This window comes from Parasulfitobacter algicola (assembly GCF_013315265.1).
Classification (GTDB): Bacteria; Pseudomonadota; Alphaproteobacteria; order Rhodobacterales; family Rhodobacteraceae; genus Parasulfitobacter; species Parasulfitobacter algicola.
The window spans coordinates 167,296-185,975 of the sequence record NZ_JABUFE010000003.1 but is presented as its reverse complement, the minus strand read 5'-3'; the positions used below and the strand labels follow the sequence as shown (position 1 = coordinate 185,975).

At 51.8% G+C, this 18,680-nt stretch carries 17 protein-coding genes and 1 riboswitch; of the genes, 13 read left to right on the top strand and 4 right to left on the bottom strand.

Translation table 11 applies throughout. The features are described from left to right. Positions 1-71: 71 nt before the first annotated feature. Positions 72-983, top strand: a complete 912-nt coding sequence (locus HRQ87_RS07005; protein ID WP_174136691.1) for a LysR substrate-binding domain-containing protein — start codon at positions 72-74, stop codon at positions 981-983. 4 nt (positions 984-987) lie between these two features. Here HRQ87_RS07005 and choV read toward each other — a convergent pair whose 3' ends face one another. Genes choV through HRQ87_RS06990 form a run of 3 tightly spaced genes read right to left on the bottom strand, consistent with a single transcriptional unit; the run spans position 988 to position 3,790 of the window. After that, on the bottom strand, positions 988-1,998 hold the full coding sequence (gene choV, locus HRQ87_RS07000; protein ID WP_174136689.1) for a choline ABC transporter ATP-binding protein: 1,011 nt from the start codon (positions 1,996-1,998) through the stop codon (positions 988-990). Beyond that, complete coding sequence (gene choW / locus HRQ87_RS06995; RefSeq protein WP_174136687.1) at positions 1,995-2,825, bottom strand: choline ABC transporter permease subunit; 831 nt, start codon at positions 2,823-2,825, stop codon at positions 1,995-1,997. The genes choV and choW overlap by 4 nt, the downstream gene beginning before the upstream one ends. Positions 2,826-2,866: 41 nt before the next feature. Beyond that, positions 2,867-3,790 carry a choline ABC transporter substrate-binding protein gene (locus tag HRQ87_RS06990; RefSeq protein WP_174136685.1) on the bottom strand — a complete coding sequence of 308 codons (924 nt, stop codon included), beginning with the start codon at positions 3,788-3,790 and terminating at the stop codon, positions 2,867-2,869. A 92-nt stretch (positions 3,791-3,882) separates the two neighbouring features. On the opposite strand from HRQ87_RS06990, the gene betI reads away from it, so the two are divergent. The 7 genes from betI to HRQ87_RS06955 all read left to right on the top strand — a co-directional run bounded on the left by betI (position 3,883) and on the right by HRQ87_RS06955 (position 13,138). Continuing rightward, positions 3,883-4,464 (top strand): choline-binding transcriptional repressor BetI, encoded by a 582-nt coding sequence (gene betI / locus HRQ87_RS06985; protein ID WP_174136683.1) that lies wholly within the window; start codon positions 3,883-3,885, stop codon positions 4,462-4,464. A 6-nt stretch (positions 4,465-4,470) separates the two neighbouring features. Further along, positions 4,471-5,922, top strand: a complete 1,452-nt coding sequence (betB, locus tag HRQ87_RS06980; protein ID WP_174136682.1) for a betaine-aldehyde dehydrogenase — start codon at positions 4,471-4,473, stop codon at positions 5,920-5,922. Further along, entirely contained in the window at positions 5,922-7,568 is a 1,647-nt protein-coding gene (betA, locus tag HRQ87_RS06975) for a choline dehydrogenase (RefSeq protein ID WP_174136680.1), read from the top strand. The genes betB and betA overlap by 1 nt, the downstream gene beginning before the upstream one ends. A 52-nt stretch (positions 7,569-7,620) precedes the next feature. After that, positions 7,621-7,706: riboswitch (glycine riboswitch) on the top strand. Positions 7,707-7,867: 161 nt separating this feature from the next. Beyond that, entirely contained in the window at positions 7,868-8,992 is a 1,125-nt protein-coding gene (gcvT, locus tag HRQ87_RS06970) for a glycine cleavage system aminomethyltransferase GcvT (protein WP_174136678.1), read from the top strand. A 19-nt stretch (positions 8,993-9,011) separates the two neighbouring features. Further along, positions 9,012-9,371: a glycine cleavage system protein GcvH gene (gene gcvH / locus HRQ87_RS06965; RefSeq protein ID WP_174136676.1), complete on the top strand. Its 360-nt coding sequence runs from the start codon at positions 9,012-9,014 to the stop codon at positions 9,369-9,371. A 22-nt stretch (positions 9,372-9,393) separates the two neighbouring features. Continuing rightward, complete coding sequence (gene gcvP / locus HRQ87_RS06960; protein ID WP_174136674.1) at positions 9,394-12,237, top strand: aminomethyl-transferring glycine dehydrogenase; 2,844 nt, start codon at positions 9,394-9,396, stop codon at positions 12,235-12,237. A 580-nt stretch (positions 12,238-12,817) separates the two neighbouring features. Continuing rightward, a complete protein-coding gene (locus HRQ87_RS06955) occupies positions 12,818-13,138 on the top strand; it encodes a hypothetical protein (RefSeq protein ID WP_174136671.1) in 321 nt (106 codons plus the stop codon). A 35-nt stretch (positions 13,139-13,173) separates the two neighbouring features. Here the strand turns inward: HRQ87_RS06955 and HRQ87_RS06950 are convergent, their stop codons facing one another. After that, the gene (locus tag HRQ87_RS06950) at positions 13,174-14,046 is read right to left on the bottom strand and encodes a MurR/RpiR family transcriptional regulator (protein WP_174136669.1); all 873 of its coding nucleotides are present in this window, start codon (positions 14,044-14,046) and stop codon (positions 13,174-13,176) included. A gap of 113 nt (positions 14,047-14,159) precedes the next feature. Here HRQ87_RS06950 and HRQ87_RS06945 point away from each other — a divergent pair, with 113 nt between their 5' ends. From HRQ87_RS06945 to HRQ87_RS06925, 5 genes are read left to right on the top strand one after another with little or no spacing between them, the layout of a single operon-like run. Beyond that, entirely contained in the window at positions 14,160-14,927 is a 768-nt protein-coding gene (locus tag HRQ87_RS06945; protein WP_174136667.1) for an N-formylglutamate amidohydrolase, read from the top strand. Beyond that, a complete protein-coding gene (locus HRQ87_RS06940; RefSeq protein WP_174136665.1) occupies positions 14,927-15,496 on the top strand; it encodes a TRAP transporter small permease subunit in 570 nt (189 codons plus the stop codon). Before HRQ87_RS06945 ends, HRQ87_RS06940 begins: the two co-directional genes overlap by 1 nt. Continuing rightward, entirely contained in the window at positions 15,496-16,821 is a 1,326-nt protein-coding gene (locus HRQ87_RS06935; RefSeq protein WP_174136663.1) for a TRAP transporter large permease, read from the top strand. Before HRQ87_RS06940 ends, HRQ87_RS06935 begins: the two co-directional genes overlap by 1 nt. Before the next feature lie 3 nt (positions 16,822-16,824). After that, positions 16,825-17,535 (top strand): hypothetical protein, encoded by a 711-nt coding sequence (locus tag HRQ87_RS06930; RefSeq protein WP_174136661.1) that lies wholly within the window; start codon positions 16,825-16,827, stop codon positions 17,533-17,535. 50 nt (positions 17,536-17,585) lie between these two features. Next, positions 17,586-18,620, top strand: coding sequence for a TRAP transporter substrate-binding protein (locus HRQ87_RS06925; protein WP_174136659.1), 1,035 nt, complete (start codon positions 17,586-17,588; stop codon positions 18,618-18,620). The last annotated feature ends 60 nt before the right edge of the window (positions 18,621-18,680 follow it).

The following is an 18,680-nucleotide window of genomic DNA, read 5'->3' as shown; positions in this document are numbered from 1 at the left end:
CTCTTTTGCATATCGTACATAAAATGCTATGCGTTTTAATCATAAATCTAGTCATAACAGGCCAAACACAAGTGAATAAACCCAAAAATTGGCACTCGATCCCAGAATACCAGGCATTGCGTGCGGTGATGCAGGTGGGAACAACAACCGCGGCGGCACGTCACCTGGGCATGTCACAATCTGCGGTTAGCCGGTCAATTGCCAATCTGGAAAATCGCGTTGGCACCACATTGTTCGAACGCGATAGTGGCAGGCTAAGCCCCACACAAGAAGCCGTGCGTCTGAATCGCAGGCTTGATCCGCTGTTTGATGCACTGAACCGTATTGATGGCCCTGCTGAGCCAGTTCAGGAAACCCTGCGCCTGATTTCACCACCCACCTATGCACACCGGTTTCTGGTTACGCAGATCAGTAGTTTTCTGAAAACGAACCCACATTTTTTCGTAAGCTTTGAGGTCAATACATCTGATGAGGTCACGCGCGGCATTCTGGATGATCGTTTCGATCTTGGTGTGACGGGCGTTGAACTGTCGCGCGCTGGCGTCAAATTAATACGCTATCGCCAGTCACAAGCTGTATGTGTCATGACACTGGATCATTCGCTGGCACCGAAAAAAGAGATCGACCCAAAAGATTTGCATAATCAAGATATCGTTGCCCTAACCCATCGCCACGCACGCAGGGGTCAGTTGGAACGCATTTTGCAACAGGCCCGAAGCACTCCGCGCATATTGGCCGAGGTCTCGACCTCATTCGCGGCTGCAGATTTGGCATTGGGTGGTCTTGGGCTTGCCGTGGTGAACCCTTTTCCGCTGTATTATTATCGGTCAAATGATCTGGCGTTTGTGCCATTTGCATCACCAATCCGTTATCAGACGCACTTTGTGGTGTCCGACCAGCGCCCCGTACCGCGCATCGCACGGGCCTTTATGCGCCACTTGCGGTTAAACACCCCTGCCGATCCATTTTCGCAAAAAGGCTAAAGTCTCAAGCCAGCCGTGAAAAAACATCACAAGGTGAAATCTGTCCCACAATCTGATTTTCTTTGATAACTGCAAGCGGTTTCGGATCTACAGACAATAACGTCATGACGGTTTTCAAATCCGTATCCCATGCGATCTGACGATCTGTGCCAGGACTGCCCTGCGCCATGACATCGCGCGCCACCAAAACCTCAAGCGGGTTCATATGAGCCACGAAATCTGCGACATAATCATTGGCTGGGTCAGAATAGATTTCTTGCGGGGTGCCACATTGCACGATCCGGCCACCTTCCATGATGGCGATGCGATCGCCCAACTTAAAGGCCTCGTCCAGATCGTGACTGACAAAAATAATCGTTTTCCCAAGTCGGGACTGCAGGTCCAGCAATTCGTCCTGTAATTTAGTCCGTATCAGTGGATCAAGAGCTGAAAACGGTTCGTCCATCAGCAAGACAGGCGCTTCGGTCGCAAAGGCACGCGCCAGACCGACACGCTGCTGCATACCCCCCGACAATTCGCCAACTTTGCGGTCGGCCCAGTCTGACAGGCAAACAATATCCAAATGCTCCAACACCTTTTCGCGCCGCTGCGCTTTGGGCATACCGCCAAGCTCAAGACCCAGTCCGACATTTTCCGCGACCGTCCGCCAAGGCAATAGTCCAAATTGTTGAAATACCATTGCAATCGTCCGCAACCGCATATTGCGCAGGGTTTTGGGATCTGCATCCGTGATATTGACCATTTTGCCGTTCTTAGCCACATGAACGGCACCACGAACCACAGGGTTCAAACCGTTGACCGCACGTAAAAGCGTGGATTTCCCAGATCCGGACAAGCCCATCAGAACCAGAATTTCGCCTTCGCTGACTTTAAGAGAGCAGTTGTGCACTCCAAGAATTTGACCCGTTTTCTGCTCAACCTCAGTGCGTGTTTCGCCATAATCCATCAGGGGCAAAGCCCGCTTGGGACGGTTTCCGAAAACAATACAAACTTCATCAAAAATGACGGCGCTCATTTCGTGATCCTAAGCATGCGGTCCAGAATGATTGCGATCACCACAATGATAAAACCACTTTCAAATCCAAGAGACGTATTAACCTGATTAAGCGCGCGCACAACCGGCACGCCCAGCCCATCTGCCCCCACAAGGGCTGCGATCACGACCATAGAAAGTGACAGCATGATCGTCTGGTTCAACCCCGCCATAATTTGTGGCCGCGCATACGGCAGTTCGACCTTCCAAAGCTTTTGTGTGGGTGTCGCGCCAAAGGCCTCTGCCGCCTCAAGCAGGGCTCTGGGCGTCGATGTGACCCCAAGATGCGTCAGCCGGATTGGCGCAGGTAATACAAAGATAACCGTCGCGATCAGACCCGGCACCATACCGATGCCAAAGAACACAATCGCCGGGATCAGATAAACAAAAGTCGGCAATGTCTGCATCAGATCAAGAATTGGGGCGATAAAGCGATATAGCTGCGGACGATGCGCCAGTCCAATCCCGATCGGAACACCGATGCCCATGCAAACCACACAAGCTGATAAAACAAGTGTCAGGCTTTCGGTGGTTTCTTCCCAATAGCCTTGGTTGACGATGAAAATCAGGCCAATAACAACACCCAAGACAGTCCACCAATTGCGTTGCAGACCCCAGGTGATAGCCGCAAAACCCGCAATAATCATAAACGGATGGGGCGTTTGCAGACACCACAGGATTGCATCAATCATGCCTTCCAGAACATCGGACAAAAAATCGAAAAACCACGCGCCATTGGCTTGCAGCCAATCAAACAGCACTTCAGCCCATTTGCCCAACGGAATTTTATAATCGGTCAAAAAATCCATGAAAATATTGGCATGCCCCGGATTTCTCCGGGGCGTTTTGCCTACATCTCAAGCTTGGTTTTGACAGCTGCAACAGCATCGCCACCATCAAGTGTTGTGACACCATCAAGCCAGGCCATGAACGCATCGGGGTTGGCTTTTAGCCACGTCGCAGCAGCCTCGGGCGGATCAAGTCCGTCATCCAGGATAGCGCCCATGATTTCGTTTTCCATGGCCAGCGAAAATTCCAGGTTGTTCAGCAACTTGCCCACGTTTTCACATTCCGCAGCATAGCCCGCACGAGTGTTCGTATAAACAGTTGCACCGCCCAGATTTGGTCCAAAGAAATCATCGCCACCTGTCAGATAGGACATTTCAAAATTGGTATTCATCGGATGCGGTTCCCATCCAAGAAAGACAATTGGTTCACCCCGACGACTGGCCCTTGAAACCTGTGCAAGCATCCCCTGTTCCGAACTTTCAGCGACTTCAAAATCACCAAGACCAAACGCGTTGTCATCAATCATGGACTGGATCAGACGGTTACCATCATTGCCTGGTTCAATCCCATAGATCTTACCCTCAAGCGCATCCTGATTTGTCGCGATATCGGCAAAGCTTTTGATGCCCATGTCGGCGGCAACTTTATTGACGGCCAGCGTGTATTTTGCACCCTCAAGGTTTGCACGCACTGTATCAACGCTGCCTTCATCGCGATACTTTGCGATATCCCCTTCCATGGTTGGCATCCAATTGCCAAGAAACACATCAATATCCCCGGCGGCCATGGATGTGTAAGTCACTGGAACAGAAAGAATTTTAATATCCGTTTCATATCCAAGCGCATCCAGCACAACTGTGGTCGCAGCGGTCGTGGCCGTGATATCAGTCCAACCCACATCGGAAAAGGTGACCTTTTCGCAATTGGCAAACACAGGTGATGCGATCAACACGGCCAGCGCCGAAATTGTTGCTTTTATTCTCATTCTTATCTCCCTCTACTCATTCAACTTGCGTTTTGTTGATTGATCAGTCAATTAAAAACCAATTCAAATCACCATGTGCGTCAGGATATAAAATGCCCAAAGTTGGAATGGAACCCATCCGCCGCAACGCTTTGCTGAACGCGACTATAGCGGAAATTAGCGCGCGCGGTACTCTTGATGTGACAGTTTCGCAAATTGCACGTCGCGCGGGTATGTCATCGGGGTTGGCACATCATTATCTGGGCGGCAAAGAGGACATTTTTATCGCTGCCATGCGCCATATTCTGACCCTGTATGGCACCGAAACCCGCAATGCTATGCAAGGTACACACTGCCCGCGACAGCGTCTGGAAATGATCATTCACACCAGTTTTTCACAAATGCATTTCCAGCCTGCCATGATCTCGGCATGGTTGAATTTTTATGTTCTGGCCCAGCGATTACCGGCAGCACAACGCCTGCTGAATATCTATAGATGCCGGTTACGGTCAAATCTGACGTTCGCGCTGCGCCCCCTGACTGATACTCCCGAGATGGTCGCCGATACGCTGTCCGCCCTTATCGACGGACTTTATCTGCGCCAGGCTTTGAACGACACATCCGTTCCTGCACAAGAGGCAACAGCCCGTATCATGGCAACAGCAGATCGCCTGATTTCACCTAACAAGGCCTGACAAACGATGCACATCCAACCCAAAGCCAGCCATTTTATTAATGGTAAGTATGTCGAAGACACCGATGGTACCGCCTTGCCCGTAATCTATCCGGCAACAGGCGAAACAATCGCGCATTTGCACGAGGCAACACCAGCCATCATTGAACAGGCGATCACATCTGCCCACCGCGCACAGCAGCAATGGGCGGCACTGTCAGGCACCGAACGCGGCCGCGTCTTACGCAAGGCGGCTGATATCATTCGCGAACGAAACCATGATCTTTCGGTTTTGGAAACTTATGACACCGGCAAACCTTTGTCGGAAACTCTGGTCGCAGATGCCACAAGCGGCGCGGATGCGCTGGAATATTTTGGCGGTCTGTCCGGGTCGCTGACCGGTGAACATATCCAGCTTGGGCAGGATTGGGTCTATACACGGCGCGAACCTTTGGGGCTTTGTGTGGGTATTGGGGCCTGGAATTATCCCACTCAGATCGCCTGTTGGAAAGCAGCACCCGCCTTGGCTTGCGGCAATGCGATGATTTTCAAGCCATCAGAAACAACACCACTTTGCGCCCTGAAAATTGCAGAAATCCTAATCGAAGCTGGCCTGCCCGCAGGTGTATTCAACGTCATTCAAGGCGGCGGACCTGTTGGGGCACCGTTGATTTCTGATGCCCGCGTCAACAAGGTATCGCTGACCGGATCCGTGCCGACAGGGCGCAAGGTCTATGCCGCTGCAGCCCAGGATCTAAAGCATGTCACGATGGAGCTTGGCGGCAAATCGCCCCTGATTATCTTTGATGATGCCGATCTGGAAAATGCCGTTGGCGGGGCAATTCTGGCGAATTTCTATTCCTCGGGTCAGGTCTGTTCGAACGGCACGCGTGTTTTTGTACAAAAGGGTATCAAAGATCAGTTTCTGAAACGCTTGGCAAAACGTCTTAAGAATGCTGTGATTGGCGATCCGATGGATCAGGCCACCACATTCGGTCCGATGGCCAATCAAGCGCAGCTGCAAATCACATTGGATTACATCGCCAAAGGCAAAGCCGAAGGCGCACGTCTGATTTATGGTGGCGGCGCCTTGGATCAGCCCGGTTTCTATATCCAACCCACTGTTTTTGCCGATGTCAACGATGATATGGTCATTGCCCAAGACGAAATATTTGGTCCAGTCATGGCCGTTCTGGATTTTGAGACAGAAGACGAGGTGATTACCCGCGCCAATGCCACCGACTTTGGTCTGTCCGCCGGTGTCTTCACACAAAACCTGACCCGTGCGCACAGTGTGATTGCGCAAATGGAGGCTGGCAGTTGTTTTATCAATTCCTATAACGATGCACCGGTTGAGGCCCCCTTTGGCGGTATGAAACTGTCCGGCGTGGGGCGTGAAAATTCAAAAGAAGCCATCAATCATTATAGCCAGTTGAAATCCGTCTATGTCCGCATGGGTGATGTCGAGGCACCCTACTGATGCAGGCCGATTTCGTCATCGTTGGCGCGGGCAGTGCTGGCTGCGCCATGGCTTACCGTTTGGCCGAAGCCGGCGCATATGTGCTTGTGATCGAATACGGTGGCACTGATATCGGCCCCTTTATTCAGATGCCTGCTGCGTTGTCTTTTCCGATGAATATGTCGACCTATGATTGGGGGTTTTCCACCCAACCCGAACCCCATCTGGGCGGACGCCGACTGGCCACGCCGCGCGGTAAGGTTATCGGCGGATCATCCAGCATCAACGGTATGGTCTATGTGCGTGGTCACGCCAAAGATTTCGATCACTGGCGCGACAGCGGTGCAACAGGATGGTCCTATGCGGATGTGCTGCCCTATTTTCAGCGGATGGAAACCGCCACCGCGGGCGATCCGAATTGGCGCGGCACAAACGGCCCGCTTCATGTAACACGCGGCCCGCGTAAAAACCCTCTGTACCAAGCCTTTGTCGAGGCGGGGCGCCAGGCTGGGTATCAATTGACAAACGACTATAATGGCCAAAAACAAGAGGGCTTCGGCCCAATGGAACAAACGGTCCATCAAGGGCGGCGCTGGTCTGCGGCGAATGCCTATCTTCGGCCTGCGCTAAAGCGTCATAACTGTAATCTGGTCCGTGCACTTGCCAGTAAAATTGTCATCGAAGATGGCCGTGCAATCGGGGTTGAAGTTATACGCGCAGGCAAACGCGAATTTATCCGTGCAAGGCGCGAGGTCATTTTGGCAGCGTCTTCGATCAATTCACCAAAACTGCTGATGCTGTCAGGCATTGGCCCGGCACAGCATCTGGCTGAACATGGGATTGATGTCATTGCAGATCGCCCCGGTGTGGGTCAAAACCTGCAGGATCATCTTGAATTGTATATCCAGATGGCGTCACGCATGCCCATCACACTTTATAAATATTGGAACTACGTCAGCAAAGCGATGATCGGCGCGCAATGGCTGTTCACAAAAACCGGGCTTGGGACATCAAACCAGTTTGAAAGTGCGGCTTTTATTCGATCGCGCGCAGGGGTGGATTATCCTGATATCCAGTACCATTTTCTACCGCTTGCCGTGCGCTATGATGGTACAATCGCCGCGAAAGAGCATGGATTTCAGGCCCATGTTGGCCCCATGCGATCAACGTCACGTGGGGCCGTGACGCTAAACAGCGCTGATCCATCCGCACCGCCAAATATTCTGTTCAACTACATGAGCACCCCCGAGGATTGGCAGGATTTTCGCACCTGCATCCGCCTGACCCGTGAAATTTTTGCGCAAAAAGCCTTTGAACCATTTGTGAAATACGAATTACAACCGGGTAATGCTGTGCACACCGATGACGAATTGGATGCATTTATCCGCGATCATGCCGAAAGTGCCTATCACCCCTGCGGAACCTGCAAAATGGGTGCGAAAGACGATCCGATGGCTGTCGTTGACCCTGAAAACCGCGTGATTGGCGTGGACGGATTGCGGGTCGCAGACAGTTCAATCTTTCCCCGCATTACGAACGGTAATTTAAACGGTCCCAGTATTATGGTTGGCGAAAAAGCCAGCGATCATGTTCTTGGGCGCGCGCCCCTGCCTGCGGATGATAGCAGACCATGGATACATCCGGACTGGGAAAAAGCGCAAAGATAAAAGCACATAAGTCACCCGCGTTGCGATCCGCATTTGGCTGGGCTAGTTTATCCAAAGCACGACGGGAGAATCAGATCGCTGATGCCGAAGGAGCAACCGCCTCGGAAACTCTCAGGCCAAAGGGACCGCCGTGCCGACGACAGACTCTGGAGAGTGACGCGATTGCGTCCGCCGAAGGGATAACGATCTCAGGCGAAAGGACAGAGGGGGCATCACGCATATGGACTATCCATGTGCAAACATAGTGATGCCGTTTGATCTTGCGAAATCGGACAGGCGAATGGAATAAGGGGCGATCAATGTCTGACCTTTTGCAAACGCCACTGTATGCGCTGCACGTTGAACTGGGTGCCAAAATGGTGCCATTCGCAGGCTATGAGATGCCTGTGCAATATGCGCTTGGCGTGATGAAGGAACATCAGCACACGCGAACGAAGGCCGGGCTGTTTGATGTCAGTCATATGGGTCAAGTGCGCATAGACGGCCCCACCTATGAAACTATCGCGTTGGGTCTGGAAAAATTGATCCCTGTCGATATTTCGGGTTTGGGCGAAAATCGTCAGCGCTATGGTTTTTTTACGAATGATCAGAGCGGCATCATGGATGATCTGATGCTGGCAAATCGTCAGGATCATGTGTTTGTGGTGGTGAATGCCGCGTGCAAAACCGCTGACATTGCCCATATGAAGGCCCATCTTGAGCCCGAACTGACAGTAACACCGATTACAGATCGCGGACTTTTGGCACTACAAGGCCCCCGTGCCGAAGCGGTGTTGGCAGCCCTTGATCCAAAAGCTGCGAATATGCGCTTCATGGATGTGGCTACGCTGATGCTGAACGGTGCGGAATGCTGGGTATCGCGATCTGGTTATACGGGCGAAGACGGCTATGAAATCTCAGTCCCGGCAGAACAGGCGACTGATCTTGCAAAGACACTGCTGGCCCATGACGATGTCGAGCCCATCGGCCTTGGCGCGCGCGATTCACTGCGGCTGGAAGCAGGATTATGTCTGTACGGTCACGACATCAACACGACCACGACCCCGGTTGAAGCCGGGTTGACCTGGGCCATTCAGAAAGTCAGACGATTGGGCGGTGACCGGGCGGCCGGTTTTCCAGGTGCATCGCGCATTTTGGAACAGTTGGATCACGGTGCGCCGCGCAAACGTGTTGGCTTAAAGCCCGAAGGTCGTGCACCCATGCGCGAGGGCGTTGAACTTTTCACCTCGGAAACCGCAACTGATACAATAGGCAAGATCACATCTGGTGGATTTGGCCCCACGGTTGAACACCCGGTGGCCATGGGTATGATCCAAGCTGACCACACCACACTTGGAACAACGATTTATGGCGAATTACGTGGCAAACGATTACCGCTGACGGTGATCAAATTGCCGTTCACGCCTGCCAACTTCAAACGATAAGAAAACAGGGATCAAACATATGAAATTCACAGAAGAACACGAATGGCTTGATGTCGAAGGCGACATTGTCACAGTTGGCATTACCGAACATGCGGCCACACAGTTAGGCGATATTGTCTTTGTTGAACTGCCCGAAGAAGGGACAACAGTGACCAAAGACGAAGAAATTGTCGTTATCGAAAGCGTCAAAGCGGCCTCAGATATTATGGCCCCCATTGATGGCGAAATTGTCGAGATCAACGATGCACTGACCACCAATGCAGCGCTTGTGAACGAAGACCCGCTAAGTGCGGGGTGGTTTTTCAAGATCAAGGCCTCTGACCTTAGTCAGATGGATACCTATATGGACGCTGCTGCGTACCAGAAGCTGATTTCCTAAAGCCATTGCGGAGCGTGACCAGATGACTTTCGTACCAACCGACTATCTGCCTTATGATTTTGCCAATCGCCGCCATATCGGCCCCTCACCCGCTGAGATGGCCGAGATGCTGCAGATCGTTGGCGCCAAAGATCTGGACGCACTGATCGACGATACGCTTCCTGCAAAAATCCGGCAAAAAGAGCCGCTTGAGTTTGGGAAGGCCAAATCCGAGCGTGAGTTGCTGCACCACATGAAAATAACAGCGGCGAAGAACAAAGTTCTGACATCACTTATTGGGCAAGGCTATCATGGCACGGTCACGCCCCCGGCAATTCAGCGTAACATCTTTGAAAATCCGGCGTGGTATACGGCCTACACCCCCTATCAGCCGGAAATTTCCCAAGGTCGGCTTGAGGCTTTGTTGAACTTTCAAACAATGGTATCTGACCTCACGGGTCTGGACATCGCAAATGCGTCACTTCTGGACGAAGCGACCGCCTGTGCCGAAGCGATGACAATGGCGCAACGTGTTGCCAAAACCAAAGTGCAAGGCTTTTTTATCGACGAAAACTGCCATCCACAAAACATTGCCGTTATGAAAACCCGCGCAGCTCCTTTGGGGATAGACATCATTGTCGGTAATCCTGATACACTGAATGCAGCCCAAGTCTTTGGTGCAATTTTCCAATATCCCGGCACACACGGACATCTGCGCGATTTCACTGACCAAATTTCGCAACTGCATGAACACAAGGCCATTGGCATCATCGCTGCCGATCCATTGTCTTTGACATTACTCAAGGAACCAGGCGCAATGGGCGCTGATATCGCGGTGGGGTCAACGCAACGCTTTGGGGTGCCGGTTGGATATGGCGGACCGCACGCAGCCTATATGGCGACCAAGGCCAATTATGCTCGCAACATGCCAGGTCGTATTGTGGGCGTATCAATCGACAGTCGCGGCAATCGTGCGTATCGTTTGTCACTGCAAACCCGCGAACAGCATATCCGCCGGGAAAAAGCGACATCAAATGTGTGCACGGCTCAGGCTCTTTTAGCCGTTATGGCAGGCTTTTACGCGGTCTTTCATGGCCCGGATGGTCTGAAAGCCATCGCGCAGCGGATCCATCGCAAGACAGTTCGTCTGGCCCGTGGATTGCAAGATGCAGGCTTTTCAATTGAACCCGACACATTCTTTGACACGATCACTGTCGATGTAGGTCCCTTGCAGGAAGCGGTCATGAAATCGGCGGTGGACGAAGGTATCAATCTGCGCCGTGTCGGCACAACCAAGGTTGGCATTACGCTGGATGAACGCACCCGCCCCGCCACGATCCGGCAAGTCTGGCGCGCCTTCGGCATCACGGACCGTGGCACCGATCTGACGGCAGAATACCGCATGCCCGATCCGCTGATCCGACAGTCCAGCTATCTGACCCACCCGGTTTTCCACATGAACCGCGCCGAAACCGAAATGATGCGTTACATGCGGCGTTTGGCGGATCGCGATCTGGCGTTAGACCGCGCGATGATCCCGCTTGGCAGTTGTACCATGAAGCTGAATTCAGCTGCAGAAATGATGCCCGTCACATGGGATGAATTTTCTCTCCTGCACCCATTTGTGCCTAAAGATCAGGCAGCAGGCTATCTCGAAATGATCGAGGATCTGTCAGAAAAACTATGTGATGTAACCGGGTATAATGCGATCTCGATGCAACCAAATTCGGGCGCGCAAGGCGAATATGCGGGTCTTTTGACCATCGCGGGCTATCACCGAGCCCAAGGCCAGGGCCACAGAAACATATGCCTTATTCCGATGAGCGCCCATGGCACCAACCCGGCCTCGGCACAGATGGTTGGTTGGAAGGTCGTACCAATCCAGTCCGATGAAAACGGCGATATTGACCTGAAAGATTTCAAAGCCAAAGCGACTGAACACGCGGATAATCTGGCGGGCTGCATGATCACCTATCCGTCGACGCACGGTGTGTTCGAAGAAACCGTGATCGAGGTGTGCAAGATCACCCATGATAACGGCGGTCAGGTCTATATTGATGGGGCCAATATGAATGCAATGGTCGGTTTGTCGCGCCCCGGTGATCTGGGTGGTGATGTCAGCCACTTGAACCTGCACAAAACGTTCTGCATCCCCCATGGCGGCGGTGGGCCCGGCATGGGTCCGATTGGTGTAAAAAGCCACTTGATCGATTATTTGCCCGGTGACCCCAACACTGGCACCGGCGCTGTGTCCGCAGCCCCTTATGGGTCACCATCTTTGCTGCCGATCTCATGGGCGTATTGTCTGATGATGGGCGGCGAAGGTCTGACGCAAGCCACGCGCGTCGCGATATTGAATGCAAATTATATTGCCAAACGGCTCGAAGGGGCGTTCGATGTGCTTTACAAAGGTCCGACAGGCCGCGTCGCGCATGAATGCATCATCGATACACGGCCTTTCAACGAAAGCGCTCATGTGACCGTGGACGACATCGCCAAGCGCCTGATTGATTGCGGCTTTCACGCCCCCACGATGAGTTGGCCAGTTGCAGGTACGCTGATGATTGAACCCACAGAGTCCGAAACGAAGGCCGAGTTGGATCGTTTCTGCGACGCGATGCTGTCCATTCGCGCTGATATCGCGGCCATTGAGAACGGCACGATGGATGCGGAAAATAACCCGCTGAAAAACGCCCCACATACGGTCGAAGATCTGGTCGGCGATTGGAACCGCCCTTACCCGCGCGAAGCTGGGTGCTTTCCCCCCGGTGCGTTCCGCGTGGACAAATACTGGGCGCCCGTCAACCGCGTCGACAACGTCTGGGGCGACCGCAACCTGACCTGTACCTGCCCCCCGATGGAGGAATACGCCGAGGCGGCAGAGTAACCAGAACATCTTTCAAGGCGACTGAATTTATAAAGCCCACTCAACCGGATCGCGCAATTGATCCGGTTGAGATTAGAGATGGTGCAATATTTGTTATTATTTTGCGGATCTGACGCAAATAACGATGCCACCGAAAAACAAGAGAATTGCCAGAACCATTCCAGAAAACCCCAAAAGCTGCTGCAACGTTCCAGTTATGATCATGGCTGGGATTGTTGACCAAATAATGTACTTTTGAAGTATGTTCATAGATTACAGAATCTGCGGCATTTTCAAAATGATCGAATTCATGGGTTTTGATCCACTATAAATATGAGAGATATTCAGGAATTGAAGTGGTGTGTACTGACAAAGGTATTGGGAGTTGTTCGTCATGCGATCTAATTCAATTACATATTCACTACTTACGGCTTTGATCCTTTCGTTTGTTTGGACGACAGAGACTTACGCAGATCTTATGAAAGACTCATGGCTGCGTCTTAACGGTCGCGTGGTCGACATAATCAATAGTGAGCGTATCATGTTGTTTCAGCCAGCGGATGATCCATAAGCCGATCTTGTAAGAATTAAGCTCGCAGGAATGGACGTGCCACCCTTCACACTCGAACTTGCGGCATTGAACAGAGACCTCTCTTGTTTTGTGCTGTATGAAACGGTTGAATTTAAAAGGGTGGATTGCGGCATTGATTTTTGGGGATTTGATACGAAACATTTGCCCAATGTTGAATATGCGCGCACACGAGAACGGACCAATATGGGAAGCGCATTAGTCAGCGCGGGCGCGGCGGTATATGAATGTCAGGACGCAGATCATCAAAATTTTCAGGTTGATCCATCCAATGAAGTCCACAATCTGTATTGGCTCAGCATACTTTGTGGCAAGTCCAATAGAGATAAATAGGATGCTAAGAAGTCAGCATACAAGCGCTTCACTCATCAAGTAAACTTCCGGAACAGCTTGGTCTGATCGAACATATCTTCCAGTCCCTCCATCCGGTCTTTTGTATCGGCCCAGTTGATGTCCTGGATCGACGATATCACTGTTTCCACCAGCAAAAGCGTTGTGGCGACGGAATCCCATGCAGACGGCACGACGATCCGGCCACTGAAGCAGATGTCAGATATCGAATGGACCGGTGATCGCCACTGATCGGTAAACAGGATGATCTTTGCGCCTTTGTCCCGCGCCATTTCAGCCAGTTTCAGGGTATTATTTTCATATCGCCGCATGTCGAAAATGACGAATACATCCCCCTGCTGCACATCCAGCAGATAATGCGGCCAGGCGTTTGATGTGGATTGAATATGCGTCACCGCGGGGCGAATAACCTGTGCATGGAGAAACAGATATTCCGCAAGCGTATGGGTAATCCGGCCACCAACGATATAAAGTGCCCTTTTGGGATCTGCGATCAATGCGCAGGCTTGATCAAATGTCTCAGGTTCGATCTGGGCCAGCGTATGCCGGATATTGTCGATGACGGCATCGGTAAAGCGGTTCAGTACGTGACCCGACGGCGCGCCTTCTGCCCAAGTGTCATGTTTGGCGATGGGATTTTTGACCTTGGCGCGCAGCTCTTTGCGCAGTTCGGTCTGAAATTCGGGATATCCTTTGAATCCCAGTTTCTGAACCATACGCGCCACCGTAGGTGCCGAAACATTTGCGTCTTTCGCCAATTGCGCCAGCGGACCAAGCCCTGACGCAGGATAATTTTCCAATATGGAATGAGCCAGCTGCCGTTCTGCGCGTGTCAGACTATCCAGCTCAAGCTGAATTCGGTCCGAGATGGTAAGATCAGTATCGGTCATGGCATCTTTTTGATGATTAAAATTACAGCATGATTTGTCTTGTTGTTTTTTATTACATAATTTTGTTGACAGAATCCACTTTGCGCAAGAAGTTTATTTGAACCGGGGGATGAATGGCGCAAAGCAAGATCAAAAACTCTTATGATATCGTGCGCGTGGTGAATGCGGATGCGACATCGCGCGTTGTTTTGGTTTGTGAACACGCATCACGGTTTATTCCCGACCATCTTGATCATTTGGGGCTGTCGCAAAAAGATCGTGACAGTCACGCAGCTTGGGATCCTGGCGCACTTGTTATCGCTGAACGGCTTTCCAAAAGCTTGAACGCAAAGCTGGTGATCAGCGGTGTGTCGCGGCTGGTTTATGATTGCAACCGCCCCCCCGATGCGCCTGACGCGATGCCCGACCGAAGTGAATTAATCGAAATTCCCGGCAATAAGGGCCTTGATGTCATTGCCCGTGCGCACCGCGCTGCGCGCTATTATGAGCCATTTCGCACAACGTTGGCGCAGACCATAGCCGCAACCTCAGCCCCGATCATCATGACAATTCATAGCTTTACGCCTGTCTATCATGGCGAAAAACGCGATGTGGATATCGGTATTTTGCATGATAGTGACATGCGCCTTGCCAATGCTCTTTTAGATATCGCCCCAAAGCATACGCACCTTCAAGTTCGCCGAAATCAGCCGTATGGCCCGGAACATGGGGTCACACATACCCTGAAAGAGCATGCCATTTCCGGTGGCCATCTGAATGTCATGCTGGAAATTCGCAATGATCTGATCATTACGCAACATGATCAGGCCGAAATGGCTGAAATGCTGGCCGCATGGCTGACCGCCGCACTGGCACATCTACAAACAAAGAGTACAGCGTGATGCACAAAGCAGCCTTGGGATACATCCGCGCTGTAGATGCTGTTAATCACCGTATAGGTCGCATTGTCATGTACGGCATCTTTGTCCTGATGGGTATTTTGCTTTGGTCGTCTTTTAGCAAAACTTTTTTGAACCCAACACTCTGGACACTTGAAATGGCGCAGTTCGCTATGGTTGCCTATTACATCTTGGGCGGGCCTTATTCCATCCAGATGGGCTCAAACGTGCGAATGGATCTGCTGTATGGTAATTGGTCTTTGCGCAAAAAGGCCTGGGTTGATCTGTTTACAGTTCTCTTTTTGATATTTTATCTGGGTGTGCTTTTGTACGGCGCCATCGCCTCAACCGCTTATTCATTGGGGTATTGGGGCAGTGAGCCGATGTCATTCTTTGCAGGTCTGATTACCGGATCCGAAGAAATTGGCCGAACAGAACGATCCCCAACAGCCTGGCGTCCATATCTGTGGCCCATCAAAACGGTGATGATCGTGGGCATTTTTCTAATGCTGCTGCAATGCACATCCGAACTGCTGAAAGACATACTACGATTAAAGGGTGAAACGATCTGATGCCCTATGAGCTGATTGCCACCCTGATGTTCGCCACCATGATGCTGATGCTTCTGACCGGCCAGCGTGTCTTTGGTGCAATCGGCTTTGTCGCCGTTGTCGCGGCACTGCTGTTGTGGGGCGATCGTGGTGGCTATGATCTGGGCTTTGCAGCCGCGATGAAGCTGATGAAATGGTACCCACTTCTGACGCTGCCAATGTTTATTTTCATGGGTTACGTTCTGTCGGAAAGCAAAATTGCCGATGATCTTTACAAGATGTTTCACGTCTGGATGGGCGGACTGCGTGGCGGGCTGGCAGTTGGCACCATCGGGTTGATGGTCCTGATTTCGGCGATGAACGGGCTTAGCGTGGCGGGCATGGCCATCGGAGCCACCATCGCACTGCCGGAACTGTTAAAACGTGGCTATGACAAACGCATGGTCACGGGCGTGATTCAGGCCGGGTCATCGCTTGGGATCCTTGTGCCGCCTTCGGTTGTTCTGGTCCTGTATTCGATGATCGCGCGCCAACCTGTGGGACAGCTGTGGTTGGCTGGTGTCATTCCGGGTCTAATGATGGCAGCGATGTTTGTTGCCTATATCGTGATCCGCTGCCGTATGAACCCCGGCCTCGGACCTGTGCTGGATCAAAGTGACCGCAACATGCCGATGGCGGATAAACTTAAATTGCTGCGCGCAGGACTTTTGCCGCTGGTTATCTTTGCAATCATGATGGTGCCCTTTATCAATGGTTGGACATCCCTGGTCGAAAGCTCTGCAATCGGTGCGCTGGCGGCGTTCATGGCGGCCGTATTCAAAGGCCGTATGACACGCGAGGTGTTTGAGAACTCTGTCCGCAATACGCTTGGCATCACCTGCATGTTCATGTGGATCATTCTGGCCGCACTGGCGTTTGGCGCAGTGTTTGATGGCCTGGGCGCAGTCAAAGCCATCGAAAGCGTTTTTACAGACAGACTGAACCTAAACCCGTGGGTCATTCTGATCCTGATGCAACTTAGCTTTATCATCATGGGCACATTTTTGGATGATACAGCCATGTTGGTCATCGTGGCGCCGCTTTATGTGCCGTTGGTGGCAGCACTTGGGTTTGATCTGATCTGGTATGGCATCCTTTATACGATCACGACCCAGATCGCTTATATGACACCGCCGTTTGGCTATAATCTGTTTCTGATGCGCGCCATGGCCCCGCCTGAGATCGCATTGCGCGACATCTATGCATCGATCACGCCGTTTGTGTTGGTGATGGTACTGGCCTTGACGCTGGTCATGATTTTCCCTGGCATCGCAACGTGGCTGCCAAATTATGTGTACGGGAAATAAATCATGGGCTTAGACATCAATCTTTTGCCAAAACCCACACCCGGAAACGAGGATGAGTTCGCCGAGATCTGGACTAAAATTAAGATCTATGATGGGAAACTGCCAAACCCTGACACGGTTGATATGGGCTTTTTCAAACGCCTTTTTGCAACACGACCGCAGGTCGACATTGATACGCTGATTGAACGGTTCCAACAGATCAGCATTCCGGCCTATATCTCAATCGGTGCGCCTGTTGTTGGCAAAGATGCCGCCGCCAATGAATGGGTTCAGCAACAGTTTGAAGCTGGTTCAATCAAAGACGCCAAAACACTTGAAGATGCCATGCTGGCAATGGACGGGTACTATGCCCTTGAAGCCATGCCCGATTGCGACGGCTTTCCGATTTATACGCATGCAGGCCTTTATGATGGCGTGGACCGCACAAGTTTTCGCGGCAAATTTCTGAAGACGTGTAAGGACGTGATTGGCTCTGCTTTGCTGGAAAAAGCCTGGGACCCCATGCTGGCCTATGATCTGGCGACCTATGGGAAAGACCTTCGCGCCGCGGCTGATGCCTATGCCGAGACGCATCAGGTTCAACATATTCTGGGTCAGAAAAATGCAGATTTTGATGAAACTAGCCCCGAAGGGAAAGTACATATCGTAGATCAGGCTGCAAGATGGGCCATTTTCTGGTCAGACCGCGGTCACGGAACCGAGCCGTATTATTAAAAACCAAAAGACGCCGCAAACGGCGCATCACCCAACAAGGAGACGGAAAAATGACAACAAGACGCAAGTTTCTAGCCACCGCTTCAATCGGCGCGGCGGCAACAACGCTGGCGACACCCGCACTGGCCCAAAGCCAGATCAAATGGCGAATGCAGACCTATGCCGGGGCGGCTTTGGCCGAACATGTGATCGACCCTGCGATCAAAATGTTCAATACCATCGCAGGTGACCGCATGCAGATCGAATTGTTTTATGCTGACCAGCTTGTTCCAACGGGCGAGCTGTTTCAGGCTATGCAACGGGGCACAATTGATGCCGTACAATCGGATGACGACAGCATGGCATCCCCCACCGAAGTGACTGTTTTCGGGGGCTATTTCCCGTTTGCCAGTCGCTATTCTCTGGATGTGCCGGTGCTGTTTAACCAATATGGCCTGAACGAAATTTGGGACGAAGAATATTCCGCTGTTGGCGTTAAACACATCAGTGCCGGCGCTTGGGATCCGTGTCACTTTGCGACCAAAGATCCTATCCGCAGCCTGGCGGACTTGGAAGGCAAGCGCATCTTTACGTTCCCTACTGCGGGTCGCTTTATGTCGCAGTTCGGCGTCGTTCCGGTGAACCTGCCTTGGGAAGATATCGAAGTGGCTGTACAAACCGGCGAATTGGATGGAATCGCATGGTCGGGCATCACAGAAGACTATACCGTTGGTTGGGCCGATGTGACGAATTACTTCCTAACTAATAACATTTCGGGCGCATGGGCCGGATCTTTCTTTGCCAATATGGAACGCTGGAATGAACTGCCCGAAGATCTGCAGACCCTTTTCCGCGTTTGCTGTGATCAATCGCATTACTATCGGCAATGGTGGTATTGGGGCGGAGAAGCCAACTTGCGCGTGAATGGCGACAAGCTGCAGCTAACCACGATCCCTGATGAAGAATGGGCCACAGTTGAATCTGCTGCACGCGAATTCTGGGAAGAAATTGCGGCTGAATCCCCGACCAAACGCAAAGTCGTGGATATTATCAAAAAGTATAACGAAGACATGGAAAAAGCGGGCAGACCTTACCGCTATACCTGATCCGTGAAGTTCCGGGCTTGTCCCGGAACCTTATCATACACACTCAGAGGCCCCGGAGTA